The sequence below is a fragment of the Pantoea sp. F_5 genome, assembly GCF_008631595.1.
Classification (GTDB): domain Bacteria; phylum Pseudomonadota; class Gammaproteobacteria; order Enterobacterales; family Enterobacteriaceae; genus Pantoea; species Pantoea gossypiicola.
Genome location: NZ_VWUO01000026.1, coordinates 26,954 through 41,538, shown reverse-complemented (window position 1 = coordinate 41,538; position 14,585 = coordinate 26,954). Strand labels below are relative to the sequence as shown.

General features: G+C 52.1%; 12 protein-coding genes. 6 read left to right on the top strand and 6 right to left on the bottom strand.

The annotated features are described in order from the left end of the window. Positions 1-159: 159 nt before the first annotated feature. Together mobB and mobA are read right to left on the bottom strand one after the other, a co-directional pair. Positions 160-666, bottom strand: coding sequence for a molybdopterin-guanine dinucleotide biosynthesis protein MobB (mobB, locus tag F3I44_RS22160; protein WP_150013861.1), 507 nt, complete (start codon positions 664-666; stop codon positions 160-162). A gap of 10 nt (positions 667-676) precedes the next feature. Continuing rightward, entirely contained in the window at positions 677-1,234 is a 558-nt protein-coding gene (mobA, locus tag F3I44_RS22155) for a molybdenum cofactor guanylyltransferase MobA (protein ID WP_150013863.1), read from the bottom strand. Positions 1,235-1,281: 47 nt separating this feature from the next. Here mobA and F3I44_RS22150 point away from each other — a divergent pair, with 47 nt between their 5' ends. The 4 genes from F3I44_RS22150 (at position 1,282) to polA (ending at position 6,409) form a co-directional block, all read left to right on the top strand. Next, entirely contained in the window at positions 1,282-1,557 is a 276-nt protein-coding gene (locus tag F3I44_RS22150; protein WP_150013865.1) for a YihD family protein, read from the top strand. A 45-nt stretch (positions 1,558-1,602) separates the two neighbouring features. Continuing rightward, complete coding sequence (locus F3I44_RS22145) at positions 1,603-2,589, top strand: serine/threonine protein kinase (RefSeq protein WP_150014052.1); 987 nt, start codon at positions 1,603-1,605, stop codon at positions 2,587-2,589. A 26-nt stretch (positions 2,590-2,615) separates the two neighbouring features. Beyond that, a complete protein-coding gene (gene dsbA / locus F3I44_RS22140; protein ID WP_150013867.1) occupies positions 2,616-3,245 on the top strand; it encodes a thiol:disulfide interchange protein DsbA in 630 nt (209 codons plus the stop codon). 377 nt (positions 3,246-3,622) lie between these two features. Then, positions 3,623-6,409 (top strand): DNA polymerase I, encoded by a 2,787-nt coding sequence (gene polA / locus F3I44_RS22130; RefSeq protein ID WP_150013869.1) that lies wholly within the window; start codon positions 3,623-3,625, stop codon positions 6,407-6,409. 417 nt (positions 6,410-6,826) lie between these two features. Here polA and yihA read toward each other — a convergent pair whose 3' ends face one another. Next, on the bottom strand, positions 6,827-7,462 hold the full coding sequence (gene yihA, locus F3I44_RS22125; protein ID WP_013359537.1) for a ribosome biogenesis GTP-binding protein YihA/YsxC: 636 nt from the start codon (positions 7,460-7,462) through the stop codon (positions 6,827-6,829). A gap of 550 nt (positions 7,463-8,012) precedes the next feature. Between yihA and yihI the strand changes: the two genes are divergently transcribed. Together yihI and hemN are read left to right on the top strand one after the other, a co-directional pair. Next, positions 8,013-8,537, top strand: a complete 525-nt coding sequence (gene yihI, locus F3I44_RS22120) for a Der GTPase-activating protein YihI (RefSeq protein WP_150013871.1) — start codon at positions 8,013-8,015, stop codon at positions 8,535-8,537. Positions 8,538-8,770: 233 nt separating this feature from the next. Next, complete coding sequence (hemN, locus tag F3I44_RS22115; RefSeq protein WP_150013873.1) at positions 8,771-10,144, top strand: oxygen-independent coproporphyrinogen III oxidase; 1,374 nt, start codon at positions 8,771-8,773, stop codon at positions 10,142-10,144. A gap of 41 nt (positions 10,145-10,185) precedes the next feature. On the opposite strand, the gene glnG is transcribed toward hemN, so the two are convergent. The 3 genes from glnG to glnA all read right to left on the bottom strand — a co-directional run bounded on the left by glnG (position 10,186) and on the right by glnA (position 14,200). Continuing rightward, a complete protein-coding gene (gene glnG / locus F3I44_RS22110) occupies positions 10,186-11,595 on the bottom strand; it encodes a nitrogen regulation protein NR(I) (protein ID WP_010258440.1) in 1,410 nt (469 codons plus the stop codon). 7 nt (positions 11,596-11,602) lie between these two features. Then, on the bottom strand, positions 11,603-12,652 hold the full coding sequence (glnL, locus tag F3I44_RS22105; protein ID WP_013359534.1) for a nitrogen regulation protein NR(II): 1,050 nt from the start codon (positions 12,650-12,652) through the stop codon (positions 11,603-11,605). A gap of 138 nt (positions 12,653-12,790) precedes the next feature. After that, on the bottom strand, positions 12,791-14,200 hold the full coding sequence (gene glnA, locus F3I44_RS22100; protein ID WP_013359533.1) for a glutamate--ammonia ligase: 1,410 nt from the start codon (positions 14,198-14,200) through the stop codon (positions 12,791-12,793). Positions 14,201-14,585 lie beyond the last annotated feature (385 nt).

Sequence of the window (14,585 nt, the reverse complement as noted above, 5' to 3'; positions counted from 1 at the left end):
GAACTCAGAAGTGAAACGCCGTAGCGCCGATGGTAGTGTGGGGCCTCCCCATGCGAGAGTAGGGAACTGCCAGGCATCATATAAGTGAAGAAGCCCCGCACGAAAGTGCGGGGCTTTTTTACGTCTGCAGATCGTGAAAAACACGAAAACCTCTTTGCTTCAGCGCTTTTGCAGCCAGTCACCAATAAAATCTGCAACGTTGTCCGGACTATTTATATCCAGCACCGGCACATTTAGCGCTAATTTTTGGTCGCTGGCGACAGCGATCACTTGTTCATCAAGCAGTTCCTCGATCCCACCCTTGATCCCGGCACGCCAGAGAACAATTTTAGGCACCGATTCCTCTTTAAAGCCCTCAACCAGCACTATCTCCAGCACAGAGTGATCCATGCGGCTGAGCAGATAAGGCAGATCAATCGACTGCTTTTCCGGCGTCTCACACATCAAGGCCCATCGCTCTCTGTTAGCTACAATCACCTGACTGGCTCCTGCTTTTCTGAGCAGATAACTATCTTTGCCTGGCGTATCTACGTCCATCTCATGATGCGTGTGCTTAATGAGTCCGGCGCGAATCCCTTTATTAAGAAGAATCGGTATCACCTGCTGTAATAGTGTCGTTTTGCCGGTTCCACTCCAGCCGACAATCGCGAGTAAGGGTAATGACATATCAACCTCTCTAATTCAGGTCATCAGGTGTATTGATATTGCGGAAAGCAGATTCATCATCATCCAGTTGCACAGCATGGCCGCCGTGGTCGCGCAGGAAGTGCATCAGACGTCGTTCACCGGCGTGAAGATAGTCATGAAGAGGTGCTGCCATCTCCCGATGAATCAGCGCCAGCGTCGGATGGTCGCGTGATTGTGAGCGGACCCAGACTGCAGGGGCGTCTCCACGTTGTTCAGCCAGTTTTTCAACGAAGTTAAGAGGCACTGCAGGCGTATCACAGGAGCAAAAAGCGGCCCATTCACTATCGATGGCGACTAATGCACTGTAGATACCGGCCAGCGGACCCGGGTAGCCATCAAAAACATCCTGCACAACCCGACACCCGCTTAACTGATAGCGATCAATATTACGATTGGCATTAATCATGACAATGTCGACTTGTGGCCTGAGCCGTTCAAGAACATGCTGATAAAGCGGCCTGCCATCCAGTTGCACTAATCCTTTGTCCTGACCACCCATACGGCGGCCCTGACCTCCGGCCAGAATGATGCCGGTCAATATTGTCATGGCTGTGCCCTCGCTGATGACGCACTGTGAATAACGGAGAGACCTCAATGAAATGCCATCGTTTAAACGAGTTGATCGAACTGCTGCAACCCGCCTGGCAAAAAGAGCCTGACCTGAATCTGGTCACATTTTTGCAGAAACTGGCGCAGGAATCTGGTTTCAGTGGCCCGTTAAGTGAATTAACTGACGATGTATTAATTTACCATCTTAAAATGCGTGATTCCGCCAGCGATGATGCGATCCCAGGCCTGAAAAAAGATTATGAAGTTGATTTCAAAACCGCACTGCTCCGCGCACGGGGTATCATTAAACAGGACGAGTAGTGTTATCCTTGGCTGCTATTTGCAAGGGCAAACACAGGTAACATGATGAGCGACGCTGCTTTTAACTTCCAGACATTGAATCCCGATGTATTGCTTGATGCGCTCTGGGATACAGGAATTCGCGTCGAATCAGGTCTGACAGCCCTGAACAGCTATGAGAACCGGGTTTACCAATTCAGCGATGATGAAAAACGTCGCTATGTCGCGAAGTTTTATCGCCCACAGCGCTGGCGTGCTGAACAGATTGCTGAAGAGCATCAGTATGCGCTGGATCTGCTGGCTGATGAGGTGCCCATCGCCGCGCCACTGCGGTTAAAGGGTGAGACACTGCACAGCCACGCTGGCTTTTTCTTTGCCGTATTTCCCAGTCTCGGCGGACGGCAATATGAGACAGACAACGAAGATCAGATGGAATGGGTAGGCCGCTTTTTGGGTCGCATTCATCAGACCGGGCGCAAAGCGCTGTTCAGCCATCGTCCTGCCATCGGTCTTGATGAGTACCTGCATGAACCCCGGCAGGCGCTGGAGCACTCACAATTAGTGCCTGCCTCGCTTAAGGCCGGGCTGCTACAGGCGATCGATAAGCTGGGTAACACGCTGCAGCAACAGTGGCATACTACGTGGCAGCCGCTACGATTACATGGCGACTGCCATCCGGGGAATATCCTGTGGCGCGATGGACCGCTATTTGTCGATCTGGATGATGCGCGTAATGGCCCGGCAGTACAGGATCTGTGGATGCTCATCAGCGGCGATCGGCAGGAACAGCGTATACAGTGGGATATCCTGCTGGAGGCTTACAGTGAATTCAGTGATTTTGATATTAATGAATTGTCACTGATTGAACCTTTACGCGCTATGCGCATGGTTTATTATCTGGCCTGGGTTGTCCGACGCTGGCAGGATCCCGCTTTTCCGCGCGCTTTCCCCTGGATGACAGATGACGATTTCTGGCGCAGGCAAATTTCACTCTTTACCGAGCAGGAGAAGCTGTTGCAGGAACCTCCTCTGCAGCTGACACCGCAATATTAACGACGTAGTCAGGAGAAGTTTTCACGATGAAAAAAATTTGGTTTGCACTGATGGGTTTAGTGCTGGCATTCAGCGCGTCTGCTGCCCAGTTCACTGAAGGTAAACAGTATGTGAGTCTGCCAAAACCTGTGGCCAGTGAACCTCAGGTGATGGAGTTCTTCTCCTTCTTCTGCCCGCACTGCTATCAGTTTGAACGTATTTATCATGTTAATGACGCGGTAAAAAAGAATCTGCCTGCTGACACAAAGCTGGTGAAATACCACGTCGATTTCCTTGGTGGTGATCTGGGACCGGTTGTGACTCAGGCCTGGGCTGTCGCCATGGCGCTGGGCGTTGAAGATAAGGTGACAGCACCGATCTTTGATGGCATTCAGAAAACCCAGACCATTACCGATCCTGCCAGTCTGAAAGAGACTTTTGTCAAAGCGGCCGGTATCTCCGCTGCTGACTACGATGCTGCCTGGAACAGTTTTGCCGTAAAAGCGCTGGTTGCACAACAGCAGAAAGCGGCTGCGGATGTTGATCTGCGTGGCGTGCCAGCCATGTTCGTTAATGGCAAATATATGGTAAACAACGGCGGCCTCAATACCAGCTCTATGGACAATTTCGTTGCTGATTACGCGAACGTGGTTAAATTCCTCGTAAGCCAGAAGTAATCTGCTTTACCACCCCATCTGACGCCAGCGCTGCTGGCGTTTTTTTATGCCATTAAACAGAGACGTAAATTTTGTCCATCTCCAGGGCATAAATTTAATATCCACACAAGGGATCACGTAATTAAAAATGGCGATCGGGTCACGGAAATTAAATAAGCTAATGAAAATTATGCATTTTATTAATAGTTAAATCATTTAAGATCCTGAATAACAGCGCGTTATAATTTTTACGCACAAAGTTATCCACAGAACGATCGTTGCGATCTTTCCTCCAGAACCGTTAAAAACGCGACATATCCTGCGCCTTAGTTCACCATTTCCGCCAGCTTGTGGCATCCTTATAGACCAACCCATAGCAACGAAGACAACAAAGACTTATGGCGCAAATAGCAGAAAATCCCCTCATTCTGGTCGATGGCTCATCCTATCTTTATCGCGCGTATCACGCGTTTCCGCCGCTGACCAATAGTGCAGGTGAACCCACTGGCGCCATGTATGGCGTGCTCAACATGCTGAAAAGCCTGCTGGCGCAATATAATCCGAGTCACGTTGCAGTGGTATTCGATGCCAAAGGCAAAACCTTCAGGGACGAGCTGTTCGAGCATTATAAATCTCACCGTCCACCGATGCCCGACGAACTGCGGGCGCAAATCGAGCCGCTGCATGAGATGGTGCGGGCAATGGGTCTGCCGTTACTGGCTGTGAGCGGCGTAGAGGCCGACGATGTTATCGGTACGCTGGCACTTGAAGCCGAGAAAAAGGGTCTCTCGGTGTTAATCAGCACAGGCGACAAAGATATGGCGCAGCTGGTCACGCCAGCCATCACGCTGATTAACACCATGAGCAATACTATTCTGGGACCGGAAGAGGTTGAGCAGAAATATGGTGTGCCGCCAGCTTTGATCATCGATTTTCTGGCCATGATGGGCGACAGCTCAGATAACATCCCTGGCGTACCGGGTGTCGGTGAGAAAACCGCACAGGCTCTGCTGCAGGGTCTGGGCAGCATGCAGACCATCTATGACAATCTGGACAAGGTAGCCGATCTCGGCTTTCGTGGTGCCAAAACCATGGCGACCAAGCTTGAGCAGAATCGTGACGTAGCCTTTCTCTCTTACCAGCTGGCGACCATTAAGACCGACGTTGAGCTGGCGCTGCCCTGTGAAGAGCTTACGGTCACTGAACCCGATGTCGAAGCATTGCAGGCCCTGTTCAGCCGGTACGAATTCAAACGCTGGCTGAGTGACCTGCAGGATGGGAAATGGCTGCAGGGCAAGAAGAGCAATACTCAGGCACAGAAAGCGCTCTCCGATGAGCCGGTTCCTGTGCCTGAAACCAGCAGCGTATTACCGACCGAGAATTATGTCACCATTCTGGATCAGGATCTTTTCGACAGCTGGCTGGAGAAGCTGAAAAACAGCGAGGTTTTTGCCTTTGATCTGGAGACCGACGCGCTGGATACCCTGAGCGCTAACATCGTAGGCATCAGCTTCGCAATTGCGCCCGGTGAAGCCGCCTATCTTCCGGTTGCCCACGACTATCTCGATGCGCCTGATCAACTGGATCGCGCGGCCGTTCTGGCACAGCTCAAGCCCCTGCTGGAAGATGACAGCGCCTGGAAAGTGGGCCAGAACCTGAAATACGATCGTGGCGTACTGAAAAACTACGATATTGAACTGGCCGGTATCAAATTCGACACCATGCTTGAGTCCTATATTCTTAACAGCGTGGTGGGTAAACATGACATGGATAGCCTGGCTGCTCGCTGGCTTAACCACAAAACGGTCACCTTTCAGGAGATCGCCGGTAAAGGCAAAAATCAGCTGACGTTCAATCAAATCGCATTGGAGCAGGCATCCCATTATGCTGCCGAAGATGCTGATGTGACTCTGCAGTTGCATCTGAAGATGTGGCCAGAGCTGGAGAAAGAAGCGGGCCCGAGAAAAGTCTTCGAGCAGATTGAGATGCCGTTACTGACGGTAATTTCCAGGATTGAGCGCAATGGCGTGTTAATCGATCAGGCTATTCTGGCGCAACACTCGAAAGAGCTGACTGCCCGACTGGCTGAGCTTGAATTAAAAGCGCATGAGCTGGCGGGGGAACCCTTCAACCTTTCATCCACCAAACAGCTTCAGGTGATCCTGTTTGAAAAGCAGGGTATCAAACCCACTAAAAAAACACCGGGCGGCGCACCGTCAACCAGCGAAGAGGTGTTAGCAGAGCTGGCGCTCGACTATCCGCTGCCCAAAGTGATTCTGGAGCATCGCGGCTTATCCAAACTTAAGTCGACCTATACGGATAAATTACCGCTGATGATCAACCCACTGAGCGGGCGTGTGCACACCTCTTATCATCAGGCCGTTACCGCAACCGGTCGCTTATCCTCTGCCGACCCGAATCTGCAAAACATTCCTGTGCGTAATGACGAAGGACGCCGAATCCGTCAGGCCTTTGTGGCGGCCAAAGGCTACCGCATTGTGGCGGCAGACTATTCACAAATCGAACTGCGTATCATGGCGCATCTCTCTCAGGACAAAGGATTGCTGGACGCTTTTGCCCAGGGCGAAGATATTCACCGTGCTACGGCATCCGAAGTATTTGGTGTGGCGCTGGATAAGGTCAGCGGCGAACAACGCCGTAGTGCGAAAGCGATCAACTTCGGTCTGATCTATGGCATGAGCGCATTTGGTCTGTCGCGTCAGCTGAACATTGGCGCAGGCGAAGCGAAAAAGTATATGGATCTCTACTTTGAACGCTATCCGGGCGTAATGCGCTACATGGAGAACACTCGTCAGCTGGCGGCAAGTAAAGGCTATGTCGAAACAATTGAAGGCCGTCGACTGTGGTTGCCGGATATTAAATCCAGCAACGCCATTCGCCGGAAAGCTGCAGAACGCGCCGCGATCAATGCGCCAATGCAGGGAACGGCAGCAGATATTATCAAGCGGGCAATGATTGACGTGGATAAGTGGCTGGAACAGCAAAACGACAATGCCGTCCGAATGATCATGCAGGTTCACGATGAACTGGTGTTCGAAGTAAAAGCGGAGACCGTTGAAGCAGCCAGCCAGAAAATCCGTGCGCTGATGGAGGGTAGCGTGCAGCTCGATGTGCCTTTACTGGTTGAAGTCGGGGTAGGTGACAACTGGGATGAAGCCCACTGATTCACGGCTTCAGGTCGGTTCCACAGAACGGAATCGGCCCTTAATCAGGTATAAGTAAATCGTTTAATTATCGGGTTTAACCCGGCCAGCGCTGGTACTGAGATTACGCGCTTTTCTAACTGCTTATCGGCTAAACACTTTTTTCGTTATTTAACTACACCGCAACGCTATTTTTGTGATGTATATGGTAAAAAAAGCCCTGTTTGATGTAAGTAAGCAACAAAAAAGCCTTTGTCACGCACAGAAAATCAGGTAAAGTTCGTCGCGTAGGGTACAGAGGTAAGATGTTCTATCTTTCAGACCTTTTACTTCACGTAATCGGATTTGGCTGAATTTAGCCGCCCCAGTCATTCTGTGACTGGGGCGTTTTTTATTGGGCTTTTTGCACCGCCAGCTTCAGTGGTACAGCGTTGCCCCTTACTCTTCCCCGTCCTGATCCTCAACCGCCGGTTCAAGCGTATTAAACCAACTGTCCAGCTTCTGACGAACCTTATCCACGCCGATTTTCTTCAGCGAGGAGAAGAGTTCTACCTGCACATCACCCACAAATTCGAGTGCGGCTTCACGTACGACATTGAGCTGCGCTTTGCGAGCACCTGAGGCCAGTTTGTCTGCTTTAGTCAGAAGCAACAGCACCGGAATACCGCTTTCCACTGACCACTGAATCATCTGTCGGTCAAGGTCTTTCAGCGGGTGACGGATATCCATCAATACGACCAGTCCTTTCAGTGCCTGACGTTTTTGCAGGTATTCCCCTAACGCACGTTGCCACTTTAGCTTCATCTCTTCCGGTACTTCGGCATAACCGTAACCGGGCAGGTCGACCAGACGCTTACCCTCTTTCACTTCGAAAAGGTTGATCAGCTGCGTACGTCCCGGCGTTTTACTGGTACGTGCCAGACCCTTCTGATTGGTTAACGTATTCAGCGCACTCGATTTTCCCGCGTTCGAACGGCCAGCAAAAGCCACTTCAATTCCGGTATCGGCAGGCAGATGACGGATATCCGGCGCGCTCATGACAAAGTGGGTAACGTGATAATTCAATTCAGACAAGGTAACACTCCAGAAAACACATTAAGGCAATGGCGGCGATTATACGCGTTATGGCGCGAAAGTGCTCAATCACATCTCGATAACAACGTGTGTAAGTGATTGGCCATTAAGGTTGCGGGTTATCTCGTTTTTTACTTTAATTATTAAAAATAAAAAATATTAAAATTCAGTTAGTTGTATTTAATCGTTCTTTTTTTGAACTAACTATTTTTGACACCGACTTGAGGCTTTTACCAGTTGGTCTACATTATTGTGCAGTGAATGGCAGCACACATCAGGATGATGCGCTCAGGGATGTCAGGAAGACAACGAGCGGTGGAATGGAAACGGTCAGGGATACGGCCAGACAGGGATAAGGAAAAGCTCAGGAGTTGAGCAGGCGCGGGATTGACCGGGATGTTACGAGCCGAAAAGGACTTAAAACATGATTCCTTCTTATGAAGGTATGAAATAAGGCGACAGCTTAAGCTGTCGCCTTTTTTCTTTGTCTGGTTTCTGCTAGATTTCGCCGCAATTCTATACTGAATAAAAAAAGCCGGGACCGAATACTATGAAGCAACCTGCACGAGCTGCGAACGGCAAACCTGCCGCCAAAGCCAAACGCAAATCGCGTGACGATATCAACCATGAATCACGCGATCGTAAACGTGATAAAAAGCATCGCGGACACGCATCTGGCAGCCGTGCTAATCCGGCTGCGTCCGAAAGCAACGGCGGACGTCAGGAGAGCAACGTAAAAGATCCGCGTATCGGAAGTAAAAAACCGGTGGCCCTGATTGCTGAGGGGAAAACCGCAGCCGTTAAGCCAAAGAAAAGCGTGGCAAAATCAGCAGCTGAGAAGAAAGTGCGTCTGACGCCTGAAGAAGAGCTGGCGAAGCTGGAAAATGACGAGCGTCTGGACGCGCTGCTGGATCGTCTGGAAAATGGCGAAACGCTGTCGGCTGAAGATCAGGGCTGGCTGGATGCCTCGCTGGATCGTATCGACGAACTGATGGAGCAGTTAGGCATTGTGATGGATGACGCCGACGATGAGCAGGCTGAAGAAGATATGTACCGTCTGCTGAAGGGCAACTAAGCAGATTTGATCGGCATGCGGTTTCCGCATGCCGTACTTATCAGGTAAACAACAATGTTTTGGCCTGGATCAATTTTCGCGCTGCTGGCGACATGTTATCTGCTGTGGTTATTGTTTAAACTACGACGCCTGTCGCGGCTGAAGCAACGTTTACGTCGGGTCTCAACCCGCTCACCTTTCATCTCCTCTTCTTCGCGACCTTCTCTCAGACGACGTCACCGGAAGGAGTGAGCATGCCATCGCAGCAGATTGAGTGGGATCAGGCGTTAATTGAAAAGTATAATTATGCCGGCCCGCGTTACACCTCTTATCCCACCGCTCTGGAGTTCAGCGAGCACTACGCGGAAAGCGATTTTCAGCGAGCCGTGGTGCGTTACCCTCATCGTCCGCTGTCACTCTACGTCCATATTCCTTTCTGCCATCGTCTCTGCTACTTCTGCGGCTGTAATAAGATTGTGACCCGTCAACGCCACAAAGCGGACCGTTATCTGGATGTGCTTGAGCAGGAGATTATTCAGCGTGCGCCGCTGTTTCGTCAGCGTCAGGTCACGCAGCTTCACTGGGGCGGCGGCACGCCAACCTTTCTCGACAATGCGCAGATTTCACGGCTGGTGGGTTTACTGAAGCAGCACTTCAGCGTGGCTGATGATGCTGAAATGTCGATCGAGGTTGATCCCCGTGAAATTGCGCTGGATATGATCGATCATTTGCGATCGCTGGGATTCAATCGTCTCAGTATGGGGGTGCAGGATTTCAATAAATCGGTGCAGGAACGGGTTAACCGGGTACAGGACGAAGAGGTGATATTCGGCCTGATGGCGCGTGCCCGTGACCAGGGCTTCAGTTCTGTCAGCATCGACCTGATCTATGGCTTGCCCCTGCAGACACCCGCCAGCTTTGCCTGGACGCTGGAACGGGTACTGGCACTCAATCCCGATCGCCTTAGTGTGTTTAATTATGCGCATCTGCCGGCCATGTTCGCGGCACAGCGTAAAATTAAAGAGGATGAACTGCCATCCGCTCAGCAAAAGCTGGATATTTTACAGCAGACCATCGCGACGCTGACTCAGCACGACTACCAGTTTATCGGGATGGATCACTTTGCAAAGCCGCAGGATGAACTGGCCATCGCACAGCGGAAAGGTCAGCTGCATCGCAATTTCCAGGGATACACGACGCAGGGCGACAGCGATTTACTGGGGCTTGGCGTCTCAGCCATCAGTATGACGGGCGACAGCTATGCGCAGAACCAGAAAGACCTCAACACCTGGTACAAGAGTGTGGAACAGCAGGGGAATGGCCTGTGGCGCGGCATTGCCTTAACGGACGATGATTGCCTGCGTCGTGACGTGATTAAGACGCTGATCTGTAACTTCTCGCTGGATTTTGCCGCGACAGAAGCGCAATGGGGAATCTGCTTCAGCGACTATTTTGCTGAAGATCTGGCGTTGCTGAAACCGTTAATTGCCGATGGGCTGGTGGTACAAACGGCTGGCGGGCTGGAGGTGACGGGGATTGGCCGGTTACTGATCCGCAATATCTGCATGTGTTTTGATCGTTATCTTCGTCAGAAAGCGCGTCAGCAGCAGTTCTCACGCGTTATCTAGAGAAACGGGCTGGCAGACCACACCAGCCCGTACTGAACCGCTTATTCCATGCCAAGCTCTTTCAGCTTGCGCGTCAGCGTGTTTCGTCCCCAGCCCAGCAGACGTGCTGCTTCCTGCTTGTGGCCTTGCGTATGACGCAGCGCAGTGGTGAGCAGCGTACGCTCCATCTCTGGCTGGGCTTCTGACAGCAGATTCTGATGACCGGAACGCAGGGCGCGGTCGGCCCACTGTGCCAGCAGGGTTGCCCAGCTGTCAGGCAGCGACTGCACCGGATTTTCCGGGGTACTGGATTCAAAAAGTTCCCCGGGCAGATCCTGAATCAGTACTTCCTGGCCCGCCGCCATCACGGTCAGCCAGCGACAGGTGTTCTCCAGCTGACGGACGTTACCGGACCAGTGAAGCCGGGTTAAGGCTGTCTCGGTTTCCGGATGCAGAATCTTCGCTTCTACCCCCAGCTCACGGGCCGCCACCTGCAGGAAATAACGTGCCAGACGCGGGATGTCCTCACGACGCTCACGCAGCGGTGGCAGATGCACGCGAATCACATTCAGGCGGTGGAAAAGGTCCTCACGAAACTTGCCTTCCTGCACGCGTAATTCCAGATTCTGGTGGGTCGCCGCGATAATACGCACATCCACTTTGACCGGTGCATAGCCACCAACGCGATAGAATTGACCATCGGCCAGCACGCGCAGCAGACGGGTCTGCACATCCAGCGGCATATCACCGATTTCATCCAGAAACAGCGTGCCGCCATCCGCCTGCTCAAAACGGCCCTGACGGATCTGGTTTGCGCCGGTAAAAGCACCTTTCTCGTGACCGAACAATTCGGACTCAATCAAATCTTTGGGAATCGCCGCCATGTTCAGCGCGATAAAAGGCGCTTTGGTGCGCGGGCTGTGCCGGTGCAGCGCATGGGCGACCAGCTCTTTACCGGTGCCCGACTCACCATTGATCAGGACGCTGATCGAGGAGCGTGACAGCCGCCCGATGATGCGGAACACATCCTGCATCGCGGGCGCTTCCCCGATAATATCGGTGGTCGGTCCGCTGACCGGCTGATTACGCGGCTGCTGCTGCTCCTGATAGTGACTAATGGCTCGTTCGACCAGCGCAACCGCCTCATCGATATCGAACGGCTTGGGCAGGTAATCAAACGCCCCCTGCTGATAGGCGCTGACGGCTGCGTCCAGATCCGAATGTGCCGTCATTATGATGACCGGAAGCATCGGATGACGCTGTTTAATCTGTTTCAGCAGCGCCAGGCCATCCATACCGGGCATGCGAATATCTGACAGTAAAACGTCCGGGGTCTTGGTTGAGAGGGCATCCAGCACCTCGCTTGCGCTGTCAAACGTCGCGCAGCTTAAACCGGCTCCAGTGAGCGCGCGTTCAAGCACCCAGCGGATGGAGCTATCGTCATCGACGATCCAGACTATCCCTCGTTGCATAGAAACCTCACTGGCGAATAGGCAGGTAAACCGAAAATTCGGTGTGTCCCGGCCAACTGTTAAATTCTATTTTTCCTGAATGTTGATCAATCAGGCTACGGGCGATGGAGAGGCCTAAACCGGTTCCGCCTTCACGTCCGCTGACCATCGGATAGAAGAGCGTATCCTGCAGCTGGGCCGGAATACCGGGGCCATCATCTTCAATATCAATACGTGCCACCAGGCGATAACGTGTGCCGTGCAGCGTCAACTGGAAAGCGGTGCGGGTGCGGATAACAATGGTGCCGCCATCATCGCCCAGCGCCTGAAGTGCGTTGCGAACCACGTTAAGCAGTACCTGTTCGATCTGGTCGGGGTCATGCGGCAGTTCCGGCAGGCTGGGGTCGTAATCCCGAACCAGCGAAACATTCTCCGGCAGCTCCATTGACACCAGATTGACCACGCGTTCGGCCACCTGATGAATGCTCTGCGTGATGTGCATGCCTGGCTGTTGCGGTCCTAACAGACGATCCACCAGATTTCGTAACCGGTCGGCCTGTTCAATAATCACTTTGGTGTATTCATTCAGTGACGGATCGGGCAGGGCGCGGGATAGAAGCTGTGCCGCGCCGCGTAATCCGCCCAGCGGATTTTTAATCTCATGGGCCAGACCGCGAACCAGGTCACGAGCGGCCACCTGCTGCGCGTGCTGTAACTGCTCCTGACTGAGGCGACGCTGATTATCCATCGGTGCCATTTCCATCAGAATCAAGCCATCGGGTAACCGCTGGGCGGTCAGCGACATAATATGTGCGCGACCATCGACTACCAGCGTGACTTCACTGTCAGTAAATCCCTGGCCAGCCTCAAGACTCTCGCGCATCACCTCAATATTCAGCGAAAAGTAGCCGGTTAATTCCGGTAATGGTGTGCCGAACAATTTGCGTGAGCTTTGCGCCAGTAATTGCTGCGCCGCCGGGTTGGCGTAATGGATAACCAGATCGTTATCCACCAACAAAATACTGTTGATTAACGCGTTGAGAATCTGCCCCGCATCGGGCAGAGAGCCAGTTGCCATACAACGTTCCTCTGCACCAGTCAGGTGCATTTTAGTCTTTAAGCCGAAAAGAGGGCGAATGAACGGTGAATTCGCGGAGAAAAAAGCCCATCCGAAGATGGGCTAAAAGTTTCCACGGCAACAAAAACGTCTGACCAGTTAAACGCTGTAGTAAAGCTCGAACTCAACCGGGTGTGGCGTCATGCGAACGCGATCCATCTCTGCTTTACGCAGTTCGATGTAAGCATCGATCGATTCGTCTGTGAATACACCGCCACGGGTCAGGAACTCGCGGTCTTCATTCAGTGCATTCAGTGCTTCTTCCAGCGAGCCTGCAACTTTTGGAATCTCAGCTTCTTCTTCCGGTGGCAGGTCATACAGGTTCTTATCCATCGCGTCGCCAGGATGAATTTTGTTGATGATGCCATCCAGGCCAGCCATCAGCAGCGCGGTGAACGCCAGGTATGGGTTAGCGGCTGGATCCGGGAAGCGCGCTTCAATACGACGGGCTTTCGGGCTGGCAACAACCGGAATACGGATTGAGGCAGAACGGTTACGGGCAGAGTAAGCCAGCATAACCGGTGCTTCGTAACCCGGGACCAGACGCTTGTAAGAGTTGGTTGTCGGGTTCGCCAGGGCGTTGATCGCTTTCGCGTGCTTGATGATACCGCCGATGTAGAACAGCGCCATTTCAGACAGGCCGCCGTACTTATCACCGGCAAACAGGTTCTGGCCACCTTTAGAGAGTGACATGTGGCAGTGCATGCCTGAACCGTTGTCGCCAAACATTGGCTTCGGCATAAAGGTCGCCGTTTTGCCGTAAGCGTGCGCAACGTTGTGAACGACATATTTGTAGATCTGAATTTCGTCTGCTTTTTTGGTCATGGTATTGAAGCGGGTTGCCACTTCGTTCTGACCTGCGGTCGCCACTTCGTGGTGATGCGCTTCAACAACCAGGCCCATCTGCTCCATGGTCAGACACATGGCAGAGCGGATGTCCTGTGATGAGTCAACCGGTGGAACCGGGAAGTAACCGCCTTTCAGACCTGGACGGTGACCTTTGTTACCGCCTTCGTACTCTTTACCGGTGTTCCATGCCGCTTCGATATCATCGATAGCCACATGTGAGCCGGATGTTGATGAACCGAAACGGATGTCATCGAACAGGAAGAATTCGGGTTCTGGTCCAAACAGCACGGTGTCCGCGATGCCGGAAGAGCGCAGGTAATCTTCAGCGCGCTTGGCGATAGAGCGTGGATCGCGATCGTAGCCCTGCATAGTGCCTGGCTCAAGAATGTCACAACGGATGATCAGCGTAGAATCTTCGAAGAAAGGATCCATGACTGCCGTGGTAGCGTCAGGCATCAGCACCATGTCTGATTCGTTAATGCCTTTCCAGCCGCCAATAGACGAACCATCGAACATTTTGCCTTCTTCGAAGAAGTCAGCGTTAACCTGGTGAGCAGGGATCGTAACGTGCTGTTCTTTACCTTTGGTATCGGTAAAACGCAGGTCAACAAACTTAACTTCATGCTCGTTCATCATCGAGAGAACGTGTTCAGCGGACATACTCAACTCTCCTGGAAATGGTCTTTCATTATCTACATGGCGAGGAAACGTCGTTTCCGGAATGCGTTTGGGAAAACCACTCCCTGACTCATCTTTTCCGGCACGCTCTTCAACCGACATCTGACTGGCGTTTACGCTTGTATTAGATAAAGCGAATTCTGTGCCAACTTTTTTGATGTTGCTTAAATCGCCTTGTGATGCACCTTTTTGTCATAAAGCGCCTGCACCACGATGGTCTTAATGCACCATTAAGGTGCTTAACGGTGTTTTATTGGCACTATTTTGGTGCATGGGACCAACTTAGTGCATTTTCTGCACCGGGAACAGGGCAAATTTGCGCCGATGCAATAAACTTTCAGTGAAAAGTGTGATCCTGTTCAGTCTT